The following is an 18,997-nucleotide window of genomic DNA, read 5'->3' as shown; positions in this document are numbered from 1 at the left end:
CGCCTCGCGCGCACCCGAAAGAAATGACGGACCCAGCGGGAATTGAACCCGCGTCCTTGGGTTCGAAGCCCAAAAGGATGTCCTCTACCCCATAGGTCCCCTCATGAGTTTCCATCATAAGTTATTAAGCGTTTTTATGCCAGTACCTTATACGATGATCCTCTCGTCCAGCGAAATCGTTCGCCGTCTCCAGGACGGTGACCTCGTCATCGAGCCATACCATAGCGCATCCCAGCAGCCCGCCTCTTACGACCTCCGGGCAGCCGAAGATACCGTGCTCCCGCGCGGGACATGCACCCTCGTCCCCTCGATCGAGCGGGTGGAACTCCCGGCAGACCTTGCGGCAACCCTCCGGTGCCGCTCCTCGCTCGCCCGTCGGGGCGCCCTCCTCGGCGGCGGGTTCGTGGACCCGGGATTCCGGGGCCAGCTGACGCTCTGCCTGACAAACGCCGGCACCGAGGAGATCCGCCTTGCAAAAGGAGATCGGATCGTGCAGATGATCCTTCAGGAAGTATTGAACGGTGACCGGCTCTACGAGGGCCGGTATCAGGATAGCCGGGGCGTGGTGCATACCCGATGAGCCCCTCGATCCGTTCGGAACGGAAGTACCTCGAGATCCTGCGCATCCTCGCGGAGTCGCACGAACCCCAGGGTGCGAAACGGTTGAGCGAGAAGATGGCCGAGCGAGGATTCGTCCTGAGTGACCGTGCCGTCCAGTATTATCTCCAGTATCTCGATGAAGCGGGGTTTACGGAGAAGGTCGGGAACCGTGGGCGCATTCTTACCGAAGCGGGGATCGCCGAGAGCGAGAGCGCGCTTGTCGACGAGCGGATCGGCTTCATCATATCGAGGCTCGAACAGCTCGCCTTCCGGAGCACCTTCGACCCGGCGACCGGGACGGGGAGTATCGCCTACAACCTCTCCATTGTGCGGGAGGAGGATCTTGACGGGGTCACGGCAGCCTTCGGCGAGGTGGCGGCGGCAGGCTACGGATTCCTGAACACCTACCGGATCGTCGATTCCGATCCCCGTATACCTGACGGCCATGTCGGGATCATGACAGCTTGCAGCGTCACGTTAGACGGTGTCCTCCAGAAGATGGGCATACCGGCGAGGCTTGAGTATGCCGGCAGGATTGCCGTCGATGAGAACGGTTCAGCCGGGTTCCTCGATCTCATCGGCTACCGGGGGACGTCGGTCGATCCGCTCCACCTCTTCATATCCGCCGGTCTCACCTCAATCCACCGGCTGGTGACAACCCGGGCCGGCGTAGGGCTTGCAAATGTCCGCGCGGTGCCTGCGCCCGCGCGGGATCAGGTCGAGGAGGCCACCGCTCTGATGGGGGAGTGGGGTTTCGTCTTCCCCGCCGGCGGAAGCATCGGGGAGTTCAACCTTCCAAAACATCCCTACCGTCTCTCCGTCGTCGCTTTTTCCGGCATGAATATGGTGGGAAGCGCGATCGAGAAGGGCTACGTCATCAGGACCGAGATCGGTGCCGGCATCATAACGTTTGAGCGCATTGCAGATGCTACCGGATCCAGGTGATCCCACCGTCGTCTGTGTCGTCTTCCGGCTTCTTCTTCCCTTCTTTTCTGATCTCCGGTCGGGCAGCCGGTTCGATCACCTCAAGCCTTCCCCGTGACGTGTCAACCTCCTTTGGGCGGGGGCTTGGGCGACCGAATCCCCGGTCGGTCTGGTTCAGCAGGGTATCCTTCGGTGCAGGGGTCGCACTCTGCATGCGTAAGTTGGGATTGTCGAAGACGCCATCGCTCGGCCGCTGCGTCCCGCGATCCAGTGTGACCGCATCGGTCGCGAAGATCCCGTCCTTCGGGCGCTGGACGGGTTTCAAGGATGTGGGGTATACTACCGCATCGTCTTTCGGGGCAGTCTTCTCGATGCTGATCCCTTTTGGCCCGAAGGTGGAGTTCTTTGGTGCAGGCATCGATGCGGTGACTGAGGCGGACCCGGTGAGGTCGATCTCCTTTCCTCCCTGTTTTGGGGGGAGGATGACCGTCCCGTCGTCTGGTTTCGCCTCGGCTCTCGGAAGCATCTCGATGGTATCATCCCTGCCCTTCAGATCGCCCTGGCTGCTGCCCGGCAGGGCGATCATCTCGTCTCTCTCCGGTATCGATGATTCCGCCATGTAATCACTCTCCTCCAGAAACGCCGATTCAAGGGGAGAGGCAGCATACTGGAGTTCTTCCTCCGGAGTTCCGGCGCCCGCCGCCCGGGCTGCCTCCTCCTCGCGCCGCCGCTCCTCCTCTTCGGCTCTCAGTCGCTCTTCTTCACATTCAAGTCGGTACTCTACCCGGATCTCCCGGAGTTCCTCAACACGGGGTATGTTGAATAGCCCCGAAAGCACGATGATGATCCCGACATATGACGTGTTCTTCACCGGGTAGTCGCCGGACCGCATCTCAAGGCCGGCGATGCTCCGGTCGATCCACTTCCTGACAGTCTGAAACCCTTTCATCGAGAGTTCGGCCGAAGGCCCGGCGATCAGCACCAGCGCCTTGTCGGCACTGGTGAGGTCGCAGGGGACCGATACCTCTTCGTAGACCGCTTTCTTCGCGAGCGAGACGATCCGGGCGGCTTTCTCCTGCGAGCCCTGGATGAAGTACTTCAGTGACCGGCGCCGGTGGAGGAGATCCAGCCACCCGGCAGGCAGGCGTTCGGTAGCGTAACCGACCGCGACAAAACCGTTTCCTTTCAGGGTATTGAGGACCTCTCCCGCGTCCAGGACAATCTCCGCGACATCAAGCCCGGATTCGTTGAATTCTCCGGCTCGAAGAATCAGGCCGACCTGACGGGCAATCCTCTCGTTGAGCATGCCATAGTGGGTTCTTGGGTTGGTGACCCGGGAGAGCGGGTTCCGGCGCAGTTGATCCACGATCCCGGTATTCTCCGCCTCGGCTGCAACTGCGGCCGCCCTGATCTTCTGCGACCACGTCTCGTTGTCGAAGAGGATGACGGCATCGACGAGTCCCTGGAGCGCGTCGAGGTCGTCGGCAGCCTTGGCCGAGACCCGTTTCCCCTCATCCAGGCACGGCAGGATGGCAAGCGCGAAGATCGGCTCCACGTAGGACTTGCGGAGTTCGCCGATGATGAGGGGCGCGACGTCGATGACACTGCCGCCGAGCCCACAGCAGAGCAGCACGGCATCGATCTCCATCGTATCCATGCTCTGGATCCGGGTCATCACCTCCTCGATGTCGATCACGTTCGTGATGTCGTCGGATCCTGCAATATCAATCTGCGGAAAGAAGATCCTCGCGGGGTCCGGGAGGTAACGGAGCTGCACGAGGGAGTTCGGATCGATATCGATCGCTACTGCGTTCATGCAGCAGACTTTGCTTCGCCGGTCATGGTCGTAGAGGCTATCCACAACCCGTGACCCTGCGCCACCCAACCCGATTGCCAGCACTCGCATACCGTATACTCCCTGCCCTGAACCTTCGCATGCCCGGGGTGACCTTTGCCGCGGAAACGAGCGTGCATATCACCCAAAACTATTGATGAATATGTGGGCGGGCAAACATATATATTTCTGTACGTCTCCGGCGAGCCAGGAGTGTACCCGCTCATAAATGCAATCTATTTAAAAATTCCGGTTTAATTTTGCCGGGCTGGGGGCTCCTGCAGGGTAAGGGAGAAGAATTGTCAAATGCCCTGGAGAACACGTTACACCACTCCATTTTGGACTACCTGTGCGGTGCGTGTCGTTTCGCGAGCACAAAATGATAATATATTTAACTCTCTGCACGTAACTACTCACTGAGGTGTATAGCCTTGACTACATATGGAATTGAATTTGTGCCCGGAGCAATCAACGTCAAGCAGGTGGTGAACTACACCAAGCTTGCAGAGTCGAAGGACATCGACTACGCTTGGATCACCAACCACTACAACAACCGTCATGCATACCCGACCCTCGCCATGATCGCGGCAAACACTGACTCGATCAAGATGGGGCCCGGCATCATGAACACGTTCACCGACACCCCGGCAGCCATCGCATCCTTCATGGCTACCCTGAACGAGATCTCCGACGGACGTGCCGTCCTCGGTATCGGACCCGGTGACCTCTCGACGCTTCCCAAGCTCGCCATCGACCCCGTCAAGCCTGTCGGCCACCTGAAGGAAGGCGTCGAGCAGATCAGGAAGCTCCTCGCCGGCGAAGAGGTCAAGAAGACCGGCAACCTGGAGTTCTTCGACTACGACGGTGCCAAGCTGACCGGCGTCACCCTGCCCGGCAAGAAGGGCATCCCGGTCTACATCGGCGCCCAGGGACCCAAGGTACTCGAGCTCGCCGGCACGATTGGTGACGGCGCTCTGATCAACGCATCGAACCCCAAGGACTTCGACGTCGCCATCCCGATCATCAAGAAGGCCATGGAGGCAGTCGGCAAGAAGAAGTTCGACGTCGGTGCCTACACCGCCATGTCCATTGACAACGACGAGAAGAAGGCCCGGAACGCTGCAAAGATTGTGGCCGCATTCATCGCCGCAGGCTCCCCGCCCGCGCTCCTCCAGCGCCACAACCTCAACCTTGACAACGTTGCGAAGATCAAGGAAGCGCTCGGCCGCTTCGACTTCAAGACCGTCGGCGGACTCGTCGGCGACGCGGAGATCGACGCCTTCACCATCGCCGGAACCCCCGACATGGTCAAGCAGAAGTGCGAAGACCTCGCAAAGGCTGGAGTTACCCAGATCATCTTCGGCTCGCCGCTCGGCCCCGACATGACCAACTCCATCCGCCTGCTCGGCAAGTACGTCGTCTAAGGTCGGAAAACACTCATCACTTTTTTTGTCCCGAGACCTGGACAGTTTCTAAAGCCTGACTTTGCAGGCATTCCCGTTCGGGCGGATCCGCACCCTGTCCGCGCCCCTGATCTTCACCGCTCCCAGGCAGTACGGAGTTTTATACGGTCGGCGCGCCAACCGGAGTACAAAAGGTTATGTTCACCATCTACGAGACCCGGACAGATCGGGGAGTTCTTCAGTACCGCCGGGAGTCCCTCACCGGCATCCGGTGCCGGATAAGCCCCTCCCGGGCCGAGCGGCATATCGACTCTGCCCCTGTCATGCCCTCTTCTCGTGAGGGCTGCCCGTTTTGCCCCGATGCCATAGATACCTCCACCCCGACGTTCGAGGACGGCAGCCGTCTCTGGTGTGGGGAGAGCGTGACGTTCCCGAACCTCTACCCCTTTGCCACGAGCCACGTAGTCACGGTGATCACGCCCGATCACGCGACCGGCCGGTTCGATGCGCGATGTCTCGCCGATGCTCTATCCGGCACGGCAGAGGCCCTATCCCGGTCTTCGGGCTACGCGAGCATCAACTGGAACTACCTCCCGTCGGCCGGCGCGAGCATCGTTCATCCCCACCTGCAGGGCATCGCCGACCCGGAGCCTACCCGGCTCGCGGACCTCTATATCTCCGCCGGCCGCCGGTATCTCGCCGATCACGGCCGCTTCTACTGGGACGATCTGATGGAGCACGAGCGATGCTCCGGGAGGTTCCTCTTTGAGGACGAGATCTTCTGGTCGGCAAACCCCGTCCCCCTTGGCGAGCGGGAGGTGCGGGGGGTCCTCCCGGTATCGACGCTTGAGGAGTTCGGGCCGTATATCGAGCCGCTTGCCCGGGGGATCCTCCGGATCGTCGAGTTCTACCGGACCCTCGGTACGCATGCCTTCAACGCATCGATCTTCTTTGACGCTCCCGATGCAGGAAGGGGACACCGCGCCTTCTGCTCCCTCATAGCACGGCTAAACCCGAACAGTCTCTCCATGTGCGATTCGGCATTCATGGAGCGGCTGCACCTGGAGCCGGTCGTCCTGACGCTTCCCGAGACCCTGGGCGCGCTTTTCCGGGGCAAAAACTAGGCACTTCTCTCCCCGGCGGTCTTCCCCCGGCTCGTGTATGCCTTCCGGTGAACCGTCTGGGGGTTACTGGCGTAACGGCAGTTCGAGAGCGGTCGTAAAAAAGAAAAGTGGTGTTGGATTTACTCGGGCTTGCTGATGAGCGCGGTCTTCGAGACGATCTCGCCGGTCTTCTTGTGGGGCTTCCTGATGACCGCGTCCATGCCCTTCTCAAGGTCGCGTGCCTCCTCGCAGAGGACCATGGCCTGGCGCATCATCTCGTGGGCGCTCGCGACGATCGGGATGTACTTCTCCCACTCCTTCGTCATGAAGCAGCCCTTGACGTTGACGCCTGCGACCGCCTGGGCGATCTCGTAGGCGGCACGGGCCTTCGCGAGCGCGTAGGGGTTGCTGAACTCGCCATCGACTGCCTTGTCGGAGGTCATGACGACCTTCGGGAGCGCGAGGTCCGCGCCCTTCTTGCCTGCCTTCACCTGGTCGATCACCTTGTCGAGTTCCATCTGCATCTTGCGGAACGCGCCGGTGAGGGCGAGCACCTTGACGAGGTTTCCGTTGTAGTCCGCCATCTCGATGGGGTCAAGGAACTCACGGCGGGCGCCGATCATGGCGTCGGCCTTCATGATGATGTAGCCGAAGTTGCTCGCCTTGAGCGCCTCGAACTGCTCCTTCTTGGTGGTGACATCATCGGTGATGACGACGCAGGGAATTCCGGCTGCCGCGAGGTCCTCACGGGCCTGGGTGGGTCCGGGGAGGACGCCGTTCGGGGAGACCACGATACAGAAGTCCGGGCCCCATGCCTTCATATTGCTGACGACGCGGTCGATATCCTCGGGCTGCAGCTTCGTGCCGGAGGTTGCCATGAAGGTGATGATATCCTCACGGTCAGCCCGCTCGTCAAGAAGAAGTTCACCCATTACACCACTGGCGATATTTCCCAGTTTCGCAATTCCTACTTTAACTACCACTTTAAACACCTCTCAAAATTTGAGAACACGATAGTATCGCCAAGTTCTCATATAAACGTTTTGAAATGGGCCTAAATATCCGACCCGGGTGAGGAGTAGTTAAGGAAAAGTGTTTAAATTTATGCCGACAATATATGTTTGATGAAACAAGGTCTGCTTACCGATCGCCAGAAGGAAGTGTTGCGCTACCGGAAGAAAGGGTTGACCCAACAACAGATCGCAGAGATCATCCATACCTCAAAGGCAAACGTCTGCACCATCGAGAAGGCTGCTATCGAGAACATCTCGCGCGCACGTGAGACGCTCGAATTCCTCTATACTCTTGACGCTACGCACCTCTGTACGCTCCAGGGCGGCCTCGATCTGCTCAAGGTCCCCGAGCTTATCTATACCGAGGCCGAGAAGATAGGGATAAAGGTCAAATACGACACAATTTCGCTCATAAACAGGCTCCGGGACGCCAACCCCGACCGGTTCAGGGGCAGACAGGTCCGCGAAGATGTTGAGGTCTACATCAACCAGGACGGTGACCTGTACTTCGGATGACGTTGGTCCGCGCACCCGCGCACCCGCGCGGGCTCGCACTGGAGCGGTCATACCTGCCGGGGAGTTTCACGGAAGGGGACTCCCGGCCGTGTACCTGCCAGCGGGATGATGGCAGCCCTTTGTTCATCCCCCGGACCATTCTATTTGGGGAACTGCTGCCTGATCTGCAGCAGATGTCCGTTTCGTCCGAATTTCTGTGAGATCCGATAACAAGGTTTATATCTCACTTTAAGTAATGTTTAAGAAACCGCTCTGCACAACTCTGCCTGGTTTCGAGAGTTGGCCGGCGCTGAACGCGCCTCCAATTCCCGAAACCTCTCTGGTTCCGCAGCATAGGGGGATCAGACACCCGCGGCAGAGCGGTGTAGAAGGTATCAGACAAAGCGAAGGTCGAACCCTCCTCATGGAGGGCGATGTCGATACGGAGTTGTGCTCGTCACAACGGGATGACAGGAGCTGGATCTGATCGAGACGCTGGGCCAACGCCAGTGCAGCGCGCCCGGTTTCGGGAAAACGATTCCCGGAAGCGTCAAAGAGTCAGGATCTATTGGCGACGACTGGAGCGCGCCCGGTGCACTATCGGGGCCGGCAGCGGAGAGAGAGAGCATTGGATCGTGCTGAGACGAACGTCTCTGCATTCTTCATCTCCGCTACCTCCATCAACTGTTTCCCTTCGCGCCACGCCGTTTCGGCGTGGCGTTCGATATCCTGCCCCGGGTCTACGGGTTCTCCCGAAGACCGATCGTGCCGGCACATCCGGCACGGGGTTCGGCGCATGCGTCGGCTTGCAGTCGATGCATCACACTACAACGCACGAAGGGTTGATTGAAACATGCCGAAGATTAACAGACCACGCAGAGGATCCCTCGCGTACAGCCCGAGAAAGCGGGCAAAAAGCCCGGTTCCACGATACGGCTCATGGCCGGAGTACACGGGAGCCCCGGCTATGCAGGGATTTGCAGGGTACAAGGTGGGGATGACTCACGTCATCATGGTCGATGACCACAAGAGCAGCCCCACTGAAGGCAAGGATGTGATGGTACCAGTGACCGTGGTCGAGGTTCCGCCCATGCGGGTGGCAGGCGTGCGCGCATACAGCGAGGACACCTACGGGAAGCACGCACTGACCGAGGCCTGGACAACAGACCTTGACGAGGAACTGTCACGCCGCGTCAACGTTCCGAAGAATCACGATACCGCTGCTGCCCTTGCTGCCATCAAGGATGCCATCGGCGAAGGGAAGGTCGCGGAGATCTACGCCCTGGCCTACACGCGTCCCATGGAACTCACCGGCGTCCCGAAGAAGGTCCCCGACCTGATGGAGATGCGGATTGCCGGCGGAAACCTCGACGACCAGATCGCCTACGCCGAGGAACTCCTCGGGAAAGAGGTTGCGATCTCCGGCAACCTCGAGGTCGGCGAATTTGTCGATGTGACTGCCGTCACCACCGGTAAGGGTACGGAAGGCCCCGTCAAGCGCTGGGGTGTCCAGGTCCGGAAGCGGAAACACTCTCGCGGCGGCAAAAAGCGCCACATCGGCAACCTCGGTCCCTGGAACCCGCACCACGTCCGGTGGCAGGTGCCCCAGATGGGCCAGATGGGCTACCAGCAGCGCACCGAGTTCAACAAGCGTATCTTAAAGATCGGCGCCAATGGCGACGAGATAACCCCGGCAGGCGGGTTCCTCCACTACGGCCTTGTGCGTGGGCCTTACGTGCTGATCAAGGGTTCCGTCCCGGGGCCGAACAAGCGGCTGGTCCGGATTCGGCCCGCGATACGGAAGGGTGAGCAGACCATCCGCGTACCGACGATCAACTTCGTCAGCACGCAGAGCATGCAGGGGTGAGCAGCGATGAAGGCACAGGTTCGAACACTGACAGGCGAGATCGCCCACGAGATCGATCTCCCCGAAATCTTTAACGAAGAGTACAGGCCCGACCTGATTAAGCGGGCTGTCCTCGCGCTCCAGAGCACCCGGTTCCAGCCGCATGGGACAAACCCCTATGCCGGCATACGCACCTCGGCAGAGTCCTGGGGTAGCGGTCGGGGCGTCGCTCAGGTTCCCCGTCTGAAGAACGGCAGCAGAGTGGCCCGGGTACCACAGGCAACCGGCGGGCGTGCAGCGCATCCCCCGAAGGTCGCAAAGATCCTTGTCAAGGATATCAACCGGAAAGAGAAGCGGAAGGCTCTCAGATCCGCTGTCGCAGCCAGCACCTATCAGGACCTTGTCCGGGGCCGCGGGCACCTCTTTGAGGGCGAGCTTCCGCTGGTCTTTGAGGACCGGTTCGAGGAGGTCACCCGGACTGGCGACGTCATCTCGGCGCTCTCCGCTCTCGGGGTCTATGCCGATGTCGAGCGGGCGAAGAACAGCAGGAAGGTCCGTGCGGGGCGCGGCACCATGCGTGGTCGCCGCTACAAGCAGCGCAAGAGCATCCTCATCGTCACCGGGAGCGAGCCGCTCCGGGCGGCCCGGAACCTTGCCGGCGTCGATGCCGTGGCGGTCAACCAGCTGAACACAGAACTCCTGGCACCCGGCACGCAGGCAGGACGCCTGACGGTCTGGACGGAGTCTGCAATCAGGAGACTGGAGGAGTTCTCATGGTACTGAAATATCCCTTCGTTACTGAAAAAGCAACGATGATGCTTGAGGGCGAGAACAAGCTCCAGTTTATCGTGCAGAGGAACGCCACCAAGCAGGACATCAAGCGCGAACTGGAGTCCGCCTTCGAGCAGGATGTGGCCGAGGTCCGCACGATGATGACCATGAAGGGTGAGAAGAAGGCCATTGTAAAGTTTGCGGACGAGAAGGCGGCTGAAGAGATTCTCAGCCGGCTGGGAATAATGTAAGGTGAGTGACGATGGCACATCGAATCATAGCACAGAGCCGCGGAAAGGGCGGCCCGTCTTACCGTGCACCGTCGCACCGGTATAAGGCCGCCCTGCGGCACATGGGAAAGAATGACGTTCTGGTCTCCGGGATTGTCGTCGATATCGAGCACGACCCGGCCCGTCACGCCCCGATCGCTCTTGTAAAACTCGAGAGCGGCGAGAAGGTATACGCCCTTGCCACCGAAGGGCTCGGTGTCGGGGATGCGGTCTCCTGGGGTCCGGGAGGCATCGTGAAGAACGGAAACACCCTGCCGCTCCGGGAGATCCCGGTTGGTGCGTACGTCTGTAACATCGAAGCCAGGCCCAACGACGGCGGCAAGTTCGTCCGCTCGAGCGGTGTCCAGGCCCTCGTCATCGGTAAGGCCGATGACGGCCGTGTCGGTATCAGGATGCCGAGCGGCAAGAACAAGTGGTTCAACGGCGTCTGTATGGCAACCGTTGGTATCGTTGCTGGTGGCGGACGGGGCGAAAAACCGTTTGCCAAGGCAGGAAAGAAGGCCCTCCACGTCAGGTCCTCCGCCGAGAGATGGCCCCGCGTCAAGGGTGTCTGCATGAACGTCATCGACCACCCGTTCGGTGGCGGTGGTCACCAGCACTGCGGACGGCCGAAGACCGTGTCACACGGAACGTCCCCCGGCAGGAAGGTAGGGCATATTGCCGCCCGGAGAACCGGCAAGTGGAAGAAGTGAGGGGTGAAGCATGGCAAAGAAGACACAGAAGCGAATGCCGCGGCGGCGAGAGGAGTTCACCTACCGCGGCCACTCCGTTGAGGCTCTGCAGCAGATGGCTCTCTCCGAGCTGCTGCCGATTATGCCGTCCCGGGCACGCAGGAAGTTTGACCGCGGTCTCTCCCGGGAGCACGAGAAACTCCTCGCCGATGTCCGGTCGGGAGATGCAACCATCCGCACTCATCTGCGTGACATGATTGTCATGCCTGAGATGGTGGGGAAGACGATCGAGATCCACAACGGGAAAGAGTTCCAGAAAGTGGAGATCCAGCCTGAGGCGGTCTTCCATTACCTTGGAGAGTTTGCACTGACCCGCAGGAGAGTCTCTCACGGCAGCGCCGGTATCGGTGCAACCCGGTCGAGTAAGTACGTGCCGCTGAAGTGATGGCTATGGCAAGGACAGAATATTCAGCAAAGATTGAGGGCGAGAACGTCGCTCGCGCAAAGGCGAACGAACTTCCCGTCTCCCCCAAGCACTCGATCGAGATTGCCAGGTTCATCCGGAACATGACCACCACCGAAGCGAGGGCATACCTTGCCGATGTGGTTGAACTGAAGAAGGCCATCCCCTTCAAGCGGTTCAACCGGAACGTCGCCCACAAGCGTGGCCTCGATAAGTGGGCAGCAGGCCGGTACCCCGTCAAGGCTGCGGAGGCATACATCCGGCTGCTCGAGTCTGTCGAGAAGAACGCGGAGTACATCGGCCTCGATACCGGGAAACTCAGGATCGACCACGTCGCCGCCAACGCGGGCCGTGGTCTCCGGGCATTCTTCCCGCGTGCAATGGGCCGCGCCACCCCGAAGCGCAGGGAGACTGTGAACATCGAGATCGTCGTGACCGAGGTGGCGTAATGGCAATTGAGAAGAAGTTTATTACTGACGGCGTACGCAACGTCTGCGTCGAGAAGTTCCTGACCAAGGAACTCAAGCGTGCTGGATACGGCGGCATGGACATCACCCGGACGCCGCTTGGCACCCAGGTGACCATCTTTGCGGAGAAACCCGGTATCGTGATCGGGAAGGGCGGCAAGCAGGTTCGCCAGCTTACCCAGGACCTCGCCACCACCTACGGTATCGAGTCCCCGCAGGTGGAGGTCCAGCAGATCCAGAACCCCAACTTCAACGCCCAGATCATGGCTGAGCGGCTGGCAAACGCCCTTGAGCGCGGCTGGTACTTCAGAAAGGCCGGACAGAGCACGATCCGCCGCGTCATGGAATCCGGTGCGCTTGGCTGTGAGGTCATCGTCGCCGGAAAACTGACCGGTGCCCGGGCACGGACCCAGAAGTTCATCGAAGGCTACGTCAAGCACTGCGGTGAGCCCAGCGAGACGATCGTTGAGAGCGGCTACGCGATTGCGGTCAAGAAACTCGGAACCATCGGTGTCCAGGTCAAGATCGTCCCGCCGGATGCCAAGCTGCCCGACACCTTCGAGGTTCTCCCGCCCCAGCCGAAGGCGGCCCCGGCCGAGATCCCCGAGCCCGAAGAGGTTGGCGAGGAAGAACTCGAGGCCGATCTCGAGGAGATCTCCGAAGAGGAGTACGTGGAGGAGAGATAAATGGCAATCTTTCGCGCAAAGGAAGTGAAGCAGCTCTCCGACACCGAGCTTCTCGAGCAGGAGCAGAAACTCTCCCTCGAACTGATCCAGGAACGGGGGAAAGTCAGCGCCGGCGGTGCCACCGAGAACCCCGGGAGGATCCGCGAGGTTAAAAGAACGATCGCGCGCATCCAGACCGAGCGCAATGCACGGAGGAACGCATGATCTCGCCCCAGAACGTCCTGCGGCACGAGTTGATCGGCCTGGACGTTCTGGTCGCCTCTGCAAGCAACCCCGGTCATGTCGGGGTATCGGGCCGCATCATTGATGAGACCCGGAATACCCTGATCATCCAGACCGGGCGGGGTGAGAAGCGGATACCAAAACGGTTCAGCGTATTCCGCATCCGGCTCCCTGACGGCACGCTCGTCGATGTTGACGGGTCGAGCCTGGAGGCACAGCCCGAACGGCGGATCAGTATGCGCATCAGATAAACGAGGATGAATAATGGCACGAAACATTGGGTTGGACGTCCCCATTCCGGAAACGGAATGTGAGGACGCAAATTGTCCGTTTCACGGCACTTTGCCGGTACGCGGCCAGGTGATTACCGGCAAAGTCGTGAGCGACCGTATGAACGGTACTGTCGTCGTGGAGCGTGAGTTCCTCCACTACGTCAAGAAATACAAGCGGTACGAGAAACGCCGGTCCCGGTATCATGCTCACAGCACGCCCTGCCTCAATGCGGGTGTGGGTGATGTGGTCCGGATCGCAGAATGCAGGCCGCTTTCAAAGACCAAGAACTTTGTCGTGGTTGAGGTGATGAAGGAATGAAGGCGATGCAGTCGACCATTCCGCGCGCCCTCGCCACCGGCTCACGGATGGTCTGCTCCGACAACACCGGCGCACGGCTCGTGGAGATCGTCTCGGTCGACGGTTACCACGGTGTCCGGCGGCGGCAGCCCTGCATGGGCGTCGGCGACATCGCGACCGTGAGCGTCAAGAAGGGCACCCCCGATATGCGGAGGAAACTCGAGAAAGCGGTGGTCATCCGGCAGAAGAAGGAGATCCGCCGCCCGAACGGCATCCGGCTCTCGTTTGAGGACAACGCCATGGTGCTCGTCAACGAGCGCGGCGAGCCGAAGGGGACCGAGATCAAGGGTGCCGTCCCCCGCGAGATCGCCGAGCGGTTCCCGAAGATCGCCTCTATGGCGACGATAATCGTGTAAGGTGTGGTGAAGCATGGTACGCATAGCAAGCAAACAACCGAGAAAACAGCGTAAGGCACGTTACAACGCACCGAACCACACCCGGGGCCGGTTCCTCTCCGCATCGCTTGCCCCCGAACTCCGTGGAAAGTACAACGTCCGGAGGACCCGTGTGGTCAAGGGCGACACCGTCAAGGTGCTCCGTGGAGATTTCGCCGGCGATGAAGGTGTCGTCGATGCGGTAGACATGAAGACGTGCCGGCTGATCGTGCACGGCGTGATGGTGACGAAGGCGGACGGAACCGAGGTTCCCCGGCCGGTCGACCCCTCGAACGTGCAGGTCACGAAGCTCAACCTGAAAGACAAACTCCGTGAAGAGAGACTCGGAGGCGGAGCATAATGTCCAAATATCTTAAGCGACTGGTAGCGCCGGAGTCCTGGCATATACCGAAGAAAGTACAGAAATTCGTCATGAAGACCGCTCCCGGTCCCCACAACGCCGGCGCACTGCCGGTCGGGGTCTGGCTCCGCGAGCACATTGGCCTCGCACAGAACGCGAGTGAGGTCCGGAAGATCCTGCACCAGCGGGATGTCCTCGTCAATGGGCGGGCCTGCAGAGACCCGCAGATGGGGCTTGGCGTCTTTGATATCGTCTCGATCCCGAAACTCGGGAATCACTACCGTATCCAGCTCGACAAGCGGGGCAACCTGGTTGGCGTCGAGATCCCGGCGGAGTCCGCAAAGACCCGGCTCTGCAAGATCCGGAACAAGACCACCGTCAAAGGCGGCAAGGTCCAGTTGAACCTTGCATACGGGGCAAACATTCTCGCCGACAACACCTACAAGGCGAAAGACTCCATCGTTGTGACCCTCGGAACAGATGGTGACGGCCGGTTCCAGATCATCGACCACTTCCCCTTCGAAGAAGGCAATGTGGCCATGGTCGTCGGCGGAAAGCACTCCGGGAAGGTCGGCAGGATTGTCGAGATCATCAGGACCGCGAGTTCCGTCCCCAACCGCGTCATCCTCGTGGACGATGCGGCTGCCGAGCGGTTCGAGACCATTGAGGAGTACATCTTCATGGTCGGCCGGTCCGCGATTGCACCTGAGCTGGAGGCCTCGGCATGAGCGCAATGAAGGATATCTACATCGATAAGGTCGTTGTGCACATGGGCGTCGGAGAGAGCGGTGAGCGGCTGGTCAAGGCCGAGGATATCATGAGGCAGATCACCGGCCAGAAATCCGTCCGCACCATCGCGAAGCGGACCCAGCCGGCGTTCGGTATCCGGAAGGGCGCACCTATCGGGTGCAAGGTCACCCTGCGCCGGGAGAATGCTGAGAAGTTCATCGAGACCGCGCTCAACATCATTGAGCGGCGCCTCGCACCCTCGCAGTTTGACCAGACCGGCAACGTCTCGTTCGGTATCGAAGAGCATACCGATTTCCCGGGCATGTCCTACGATCCGATGATTGGTATCTATGGCATGGACATCAACGTGGTGCTTGAGTACAAAGGCGTGCGGATCGCGCGCCGGAGTGTCGAGCGCAGGAAACTGCCGGCGGACCAGAAAGTGAATAAAGAGGCAGCCATCGCGTTCATGCGCGAGCGCTACCAGGTGGAGGTGTAAGGTATGGCAGAAGAATCAGGCGCACCTTCTGTGAGCGAGAACAAGAAGAAGTTTGGCCGTGGCGCGAACGCTTGCCGCATCTGTGGCCGGAAGCAGGGCCTTGTGCGCAAGTACGGCATCTACTTCTGCCGCCAGTGTTTCCGCGAGTGGGCTGGAAAAATGGGCTTTAAGAAGATGAACTAGGGGTTAGAGAATATGGCACGACTGAATCCAATCGCTGATGCGATGAGCACAATCAAGAATGCCGGCGATGCTGGAAAGAACGAGGTTATTGTCGAACCCGCCAGCAAGCTCCTCGGCGCAATGCTCCGCGTCATGCAGGAAAACGGCTTTATCGGCGGCTTCGAGTTCATCGACGACGGCCGCGGCGGCCAGTTCCGGGTCCAGCTCACCGGAACGATCAATAAGTGTGGCGCCATCACCCCCCGGTTCCCGGTGGCGATGGCTGACATGGAATACTGGGAGTCGCAGTACCTCCCCGCAAAGAACTTCGGCATCCTGATCGTCTCCACCTCGAAGGGAGTCATCTCCCACGAAGAGGCCCGGGGCCAGGGTATCGGCGGGCAGCTGCTGGGATACGTCTACTGATGGAGGGCGAGAGTATGGGAATTACACGACAGGTTGAGATCCCTCCCGGTGTGAACGCTACGCTCGAAGGCAGCGTGCTCACGGTCTCCGGACCGAAGGGCACACTGGTACGTGACATGCGCTTCCCCCAGATTGATGTCACGGTTGGTGACGGTGAAGTCGTCGTCGCCACGGCATCCGACAAGAAGCGGATCCTTGCCATGAGCGGGACGCTTGAGGCCCTGGTCAAGAGCATGTTCCGGGGTGTCACCGAAGGCTACGAGTACCGCATGAAGGTGGTCTACAGCCACTTCCCGATCCAGCTGAAACTTCAGGGCAACCGCCTTGAGATCAACAACTTCCTTGGCGAGAAGCAGCCCCGGGTAGCAAAGATCATCGAGGGCGTCACCGTCAAGGTTGGGAGCGATGAGGTGACTCTCACCGGTATCGACAAGGAGAAGGTGGGCAACACGGCCGCAAACATCGAGCACGCGACCAGGATCACGAAGCGCGATCCCCGGGTGTTCCAGGACGGCATCTACATCACCGAGAGGGCGTGAAAATAATGGACGAAACAAGAAGATTGATCCGCGTCCGCACCCGGCACAACAAGCCTGCCTTCAAGAGGCGGGGATTGCACCGCAAGTCGAGACTCGAGGATGTCTGGCGGCGTCCGCGTGGTCTACAGAGCAAGCAGAGAGCGCAGTTCAAGGCAAAGGGTGCTCTGCCCCGGCCGGGATACGGAAGCCCTGCCGCGATCCGCGGAATGCACCCGAGCGGCTATGAGGAAGTGCGGGTGTTTACGCCTGCGGAACTTACGGGACTGAATCCCGAGACTCAGGCTGTCCGGATCGGCGGGTCTGTCGGCAACAGGAAGCGTGGAGTGATCCAGACGCGGGCCATGGAACTGGGGCTCAAGGTGCTCAACGCAAAAGACCTCACCCGTGCGGCTGAAGAACCTGTCGCAACCGAAGAAGAGGTGAACGAGGATGAGTGATCTCGCCAGCCAGAAGCGAATGGCAGCCGCCATCCTCAAGTGCGGCGTCAACCGTGTCTGGTTCGATCCTGAACGCCAGGCCGATATCGAGGCGGCCATCTCCAGAAGCGACCTGCGTGAACTCGTCGCGGAAGGCGTGATCCGGGCGCACCCTGTCAAGGGGAACAGCCGTGGCAGAGCACGTGCGCGGATGGCGAAGCGTTCCTACGGCCACCGGAAAGGTCCGGGCCGGAGGAAGGGTGCCGCTGGTGCCCGGGGTTCCAGCAAACGGTCCTGGATCAGGAAGATCCGGGCACAGCGTCGCGTCCTGCGCGAGATGCGCAGCGAAGGCACAATTGAACGGAGTCTCTATCGCGTGATGTACCGGCGGGCTTCCGGAGGTCAGTTCCGGAGTGTATCGCATCTTACGGCTCATGTTGAGACGATGGCAGGGAGGATGAAATAATGGCAACCGGCCCAAGATACTTCGTGCCCTTCCGCAGGAGGCACGAGGGCAAGACTGATTACTACAAGCGGATGTCGCTCCTGTCATCGGGAACGCCGAGGATGGTCGTCCGGAAGACGAACCGGCAGATCATCGTACAACTGGTCGTCCCCGAGATTGAGGGAGACCGGACCCTGGTGGCTGCGTACTCGGCTGAACTTGCCGATTTCGGCTACGAGGGAACGACTGCGTGCACCCCGGCGGCATACCTGACCGGGATGCTGTTTGCGGTCAAGGCGTTGAATGCAGGGTACGATGAGGCGATCCTCGACATCGGCCTCGCCCGGGCGAAACCCGGTGCGCGTGTCTTTGCCGCCCTCAAGGGGGCAGTGGACGGAGGTCTCGATGTCCCCTATGGCGAGTCGATTCTCCCCGATGAAGAGCGGCTCAAAGGTGCCCATATCGCCGGGTATGCTCCCGAGCGGGCAGGCAACCTGGTGGCGAATGTAGAGGCTGTGGCTCAGGCCATCATGAAGGAGCTGGTGTGACATGGCATACGTACAGGAAGAATGGATTCCGCTCACCGGTCTCGGGCGCAAGGTTGCCGCAGGCGAGATCACCAGTATTGATGAGGTGCTCGCAAGCGGTAGACCAATCAAGGAGCCGCAGATCGTCGACTTCCTCGTGCCCGACCTGGAGGACGAGGTGCTGGACATCAATATGGTCCAGCGGATGACCGACTCGGGCCGCCGTGTGAAGTTCCGCACCGTTGTGGTGGTCGGCAACCGGAACGGCTATGTCGGGTTTGGCCAGGGCAAGGACACCCAGGTCGGTAACGCGATCCAGAAAGCAATAGCAAACGCAAAACTGAATCTCATCAAGGTCTCCAGGGGATGCGGGAGCTGGGAGTGTGGTTGCGATACCGCCCACTCGATCCCCATCGAGGTGACCGGCAAGGCAGGAAGCGTCAAGGTGACGCTGAAGCCCGCGCCGCAGGGTATTGGCCTCGTGACCGGGGATATCCCGAAGAAGGTCCTGCAGCTTGCAGGCATCAAGGATGTCTGGGCCTTCAACCGGGGGCAGACCCGGACGACGATCAACTACGCGAAGGCGACGTTTGAGGCACTCCGGCAGACGAATATCGTCCGGATCGGAGGGAATGAGTGATGTACGCGATAGTGCAGGTGCGCGGCGTGGTCAACACCAACCGTGAGATCAAGGACACCTTAAAGATGCTCCGTCTGCACCACATCAACCACTGCGTTCTCGTGCCTGATACCCCGGCGTATCTGGGCATGATTCGCAAGGTGAAGGACTACGTGGCGTACGGCGAGGTGGATCAGGATACTCTGGCCACCCTCCTGCGCACCCGGGGTCGCCTGACGGGAGACGAGCGGCTGACCGATGACTACGTCCGTGCGCATACCCCGTATGCCGGCATTGACGAGTTCGCAGCGGCCCTCTGCAACGGTGAGATAACTTTCCGCGATCTGGCGGAGATCAAGCCGGTGCTGAGACTGCATCCCCCACGAAAGGGCTATAAAACAATCAAGCGAACCTTTCAGCAGGGTGGGGCTCTCGGCTACTATGGCCCGGAGATCAATGATCTCCTCTACAAGATGAGGTGA

29 protein-coding genes and 1 tRNA gene are annotated in these 18,997 nt (G+C 60.3%); 27 read left to right on the top strand and 3 right to left on the bottom strand.

What is annotated here, in order from left to right; all coding sequences use genetic code 11:
- Positions 1-27: 27 nt before the first annotated feature.
- Positions 28-99 (bottom strand) — tRNA-Arg (locus QZ650_RS08765).
- A 55-nt stretch (positions 100-154) separates the two neighbouring features.
- Here QZ650_RS08765 and QZ650_RS08760 point away from each other — a divergent pair.
- Together QZ650_RS08760 and QZ650_RS08755 are read left to right on the top strand one after the other, a co-directional pair.
- Positions 155-580, top strand: a complete 426-nt coding sequence (locus QZ650_RS08760; RefSeq protein ID WP_292521109.1) for a dCTP deaminase — start codon at positions 155-157, stop codon at positions 578-580.
- A complete protein-coding gene (locus tag QZ650_RS08755; RefSeq protein WP_292521012.1) occupies positions 577-1,545 on the top strand; it encodes an NrpR regulatory domain-containing protein in 969 nt (322 codons plus the stop codon). Before QZ650_RS08760 ends, QZ650_RS08755 begins: the two co-directional genes overlap by 4 nt.
- Here QZ650_RS08755 and QZ650_RS08750 read toward each other — a convergent pair.
- Positions 1,529-3,430 carry a tubulin/FtsZ family protein gene (locus QZ650_RS08750; protein ID WP_292521014.1) on the bottom strand — a complete coding sequence of 634 codons (1,902 nt, stop codon included), beginning with the start codon at positions 3,428-3,430 and terminating at the stop codon, positions 1,529-1,531. The two genes, QZ650_RS08755 and QZ650_RS08750, sit on opposite strands and share 17 nt — an antisense overlap.
- A gap of 359 nt (positions 3,431-3,789) precedes the next feature.
- Between QZ650_RS08750 and QZ650_RS08745 the strand changes: the two genes are divergently transcribed.
- Positions 3,790-4,782 carry a 5,10-methylenetetrahydromethanopterin reductase gene (locus QZ650_RS08745; protein ID WP_292521016.1) on the top strand — a complete coding sequence of 331 codons (993 nt, stop codon included), beginning with the start codon at positions 3,790-3,792 and terminating at the stop codon, positions 4,780-4,782.
- A 176-nt stretch (positions 4,783-4,958) separates the two neighbouring features.
- The gene (locus QZ650_RS08740) at positions 4,959-5,885 is read left to right on the top strand and encodes a galactose-1-phosphate uridylyltransferase (RefSeq protein ID WP_292521018.1); all 927 of its coding nucleotides are present in this window, start codon (positions 4,959-4,961) and stop codon (positions 5,883-5,885) included.
- 119 nt (positions 5,886-6,004) lie between these two features.
- On the opposite strand, the gene QZ650_RS08735 is transcribed toward QZ650_RS08740, so the two are convergent.
- Positions 6,005-6,847 (bottom strand): F420-dependent methylenetetrahydromethanopterin dehydrogenase, encoded by an 843-nt coding sequence (locus tag QZ650_RS08735; RefSeq protein ID WP_292521020.1) that lies wholly within the window; start codon positions 6,845-6,847, stop codon positions 6,005-6,007.
- A gap of 141 nt (positions 6,848-6,988) precedes the next feature.
- On the opposite strand from QZ650_RS08735, the gene QZ650_RS08730 reads away from it, so the two are divergent.
- The 23 genes from QZ650_RS08730 (at position 6,989) to QZ650_RS08620 (ending at position 18,997) form a co-directional block, all read left to right on the top strand.
- Positions 6,989-7,393: a Tfx family DNA-binding protein gene (locus QZ650_RS08730; protein ID WP_292521022.1), complete on the top strand. Its 405-nt coding sequence runs from the start codon at positions 6,989-6,991 to the stop codon at positions 7,391-7,393.
- 832 nt (positions 7,394-8,225) lie between these two features.
- On the top strand, positions 8,226-9,239 hold the full coding sequence (locus QZ650_RS08725; RefSeq protein WP_292521024.1) for a 50S ribosomal protein L3: 1,014 nt from the start codon (positions 8,226-8,228) through the stop codon (positions 9,237-9,239).
- Positions 9,240-9,245: 6 nt separating this feature from the next.
- The gene (gene rpl4p, locus QZ650_RS08720) at positions 9,246-10,001 is read left to right on the top strand and encodes a 50S ribosomal protein L4 (protein WP_292521026.1); all 756 of its coding nucleotides are present in this window, start codon (positions 9,246-9,248) and stop codon (positions 9,999-10,001) included.
- Positions 9,992-10,240 carry a 50S ribosomal protein L23 gene (locus QZ650_RS08715; protein WP_292521028.1) on the top strand — a complete coding sequence of 83 codons (249 nt, stop codon included), beginning with the start codon at positions 9,992-9,994 and terminating at the stop codon, positions 10,238-10,240. The genes rpl4p and QZ650_RS08715 overlap by 10 nt, the downstream gene beginning before the upstream one ends.
- A gap of 11 nt (positions 10,241-10,251) precedes the next feature.
- On the top strand, positions 10,252-10,971 hold the full coding sequence (locus tag QZ650_RS08710) for a 50S ribosomal protein L2 (RefSeq protein ID WP_292521030.1): 720 nt from the start codon (positions 10,252-10,254) through the stop codon (positions 10,969-10,971).
- 10 nt (positions 10,972-10,981) lie between these two features.
- Positions 10,982-11,395 carry a 30S ribosomal protein S19 gene (locus tag QZ650_RS08705; RefSeq protein ID WP_292521032.1) on the top strand — a complete coding sequence of 138 codons (414 nt, stop codon included), beginning with the start codon at positions 10,982-10,984 and terminating at the stop codon, positions 11,393-11,395.
- Positions 11,396-11,400: 5 nt separating this feature from the next.
- Positions 11,401-11,862: a 50S ribosomal protein L22 gene (locus tag QZ650_RS08700; RefSeq protein WP_292521034.1), complete on the top strand. Its 462-nt coding sequence runs from the start codon at positions 11,401-11,403 to the stop codon at positions 11,860-11,862.
- Entirely contained in the window at positions 11,862-12,566 is a 705-nt protein-coding gene (locus tag QZ650_RS08695; RefSeq protein WP_292521036.1) for a 30S ribosomal protein S3, read from the top strand. The genes QZ650_RS08700 and QZ650_RS08695 overlap by 1 nt, the downstream gene beginning before the upstream one ends.
- A complete protein-coding gene (rpmC, locus tag QZ650_RS08690; protein ID WP_292521038.1) occupies positions 12,567-12,770 on the top strand; it encodes a 50S ribosomal protein L29 in 204 nt (67 codons plus the stop codon).
- Entirely contained in the window at positions 12,767-13,039 is a 273-nt protein-coding gene (gene rnp1 / locus QZ650_RS08685; protein ID WP_292521039.1) for a ribonuclease P protein component 1, read from the top strand. The genes rpmC and rnp1 overlap by 4 nt, the downstream gene beginning before the upstream one ends.
- Before the next feature lie 13 nt (positions 13,040-13,052).
- Positions 13,053-13,379: a 30S ribosomal protein S17 gene (locus QZ650_RS08680; protein ID WP_292521041.1), complete on the top strand. Its 327-nt coding sequence runs from the start codon at positions 13,053-13,055 to the stop codon at positions 13,377-13,379.
- A complete protein-coding gene (rpl14p, locus tag QZ650_RS08675) occupies positions 13,376-13,774 on the top strand; it encodes a 50S ribosomal protein L14 (protein ID WP_292521043.1) in 399 nt (132 codons plus the stop codon). Before QZ650_RS08680 ends, rpl14p begins: the two co-directional genes overlap by 4 nt.
- Before the next feature lie 13 nt (positions 13,775-13,787).
- Positions 13,788-14,153 carry a 50S ribosomal protein L24 gene (rplX, locus tag QZ650_RS08670; RefSeq protein ID WP_292521045.1) on the top strand — a complete coding sequence of 122 codons (366 nt, stop codon included), beginning with the start codon at positions 13,788-13,790 and terminating at the stop codon, positions 14,151-14,153.
- Positions 14,153-14,881 carry a 30S ribosomal protein S4e gene (locus QZ650_RS08665; protein ID WP_292521047.1) on the top strand — a complete coding sequence of 243 codons (729 nt, stop codon included), beginning with the start codon at positions 14,153-14,155 and terminating at the stop codon, positions 14,879-14,881. The genes rplX and QZ650_RS08665 overlap by 1 nt, the downstream gene beginning before the upstream one ends.
- A complete protein-coding gene (locus QZ650_RS08660; RefSeq protein ID WP_292521049.1) occupies positions 14,878-15,381 on the top strand; it encodes a 50S ribosomal protein L5 in 504 nt (167 codons plus the stop codon). The genes QZ650_RS08665 and QZ650_RS08660 overlap by 4 nt, the downstream gene beginning before the upstream one ends.
- 3 nt (positions 15,382-15,384) lie before the next feature.
- A complete protein-coding gene (locus tag QZ650_RS08655; protein ID WP_292521051.1) occupies positions 15,385-15,564 on the top strand; it encodes a 30S ribosomal protein S14 in 180 nt (59 codons plus the stop codon).
- Positions 15,565-15,576: 12 nt separating this feature from the next.
- Complete coding sequence (locus tag QZ650_RS08650) at positions 15,577-15,969, top strand: 30S ribosomal protein S8 (protein WP_292521053.1); 393 nt, start codon at positions 15,577-15,579, stop codon at positions 15,967-15,969.
- A gap of 14 nt (positions 15,970-15,983) precedes the next feature.
- The gene (locus tag QZ650_RS08645; RefSeq protein WP_292521055.1) at positions 15,984-16,508 is read left to right on the top strand and encodes a 50S ribosomal protein L6; all 525 of its coding nucleotides are present in this window, start codon (positions 15,984-15,986) and stop codon (positions 16,506-16,508) included.
- 5 nt (positions 16,509-16,513) lie between these two features.
- Complete coding sequence (locus QZ650_RS08640) at positions 16,514-16,945, top strand: 50S ribosomal protein L32e (protein ID WP_292521057.1); 432 nt, start codon at positions 16,514-16,516, stop codon at positions 16,943-16,945.
- Positions 16,938-17,390: a 50S ribosomal protein L19e gene (locus tag QZ650_RS08635; RefSeq protein ID WP_292521059.1), complete on the top strand. Its 453-nt coding sequence runs from the start codon at positions 16,938-16,940 to the stop codon at positions 17,388-17,390. Before QZ650_RS08640 ends, QZ650_RS08635 begins: the two co-directional genes overlap by 8 nt.
- Positions 17,390-17,917, top strand: a complete 528-nt coding sequence (locus QZ650_RS08630) for a 50S ribosomal protein L18 (RefSeq protein WP_292521062.1) — start codon at positions 17,390-17,392, stop codon at positions 17,915-17,917. Before QZ650_RS08635 ends, QZ650_RS08630 begins: the two co-directional genes overlap by 1 nt.
- A gap of 1 nt (position 17,918) precedes the next feature.
- Positions 17,919-18,536, top strand: a complete 618-nt coding sequence (locus QZ650_RS08625) for a 30S ribosomal protein S5 (protein ID WP_292521064.1) — start codon at positions 17,919-17,921, stop codon at positions 18,534-18,536.
- Positions 18,536-18,997 carry a 50S ribosomal protein L30 gene (locus tag QZ650_RS08620; protein WP_292521066.1) on the top strand — a complete coding sequence of 154 codons (462 nt, stop codon included), beginning with the start codon at positions 18,536-18,538 and terminating at the stop codon, positions 18,995-18,997. Before QZ650_RS08625 ends, QZ650_RS08620 begins: the two co-directional genes overlap by 1 nt.

Source organism: Methanoculleus sp. (genome assembly GCF_020696975.1).
Classification (GTDB): Archaea; Halobacteriota; Methanomicrobia; order Methanomicrobiales; family Methanoculleaceae; genus Methanoculleus.
Note: the sequence above shows the minus strand (reverse complement) of the source record. Positions and strands in the feature narration are given on the sequence as shown.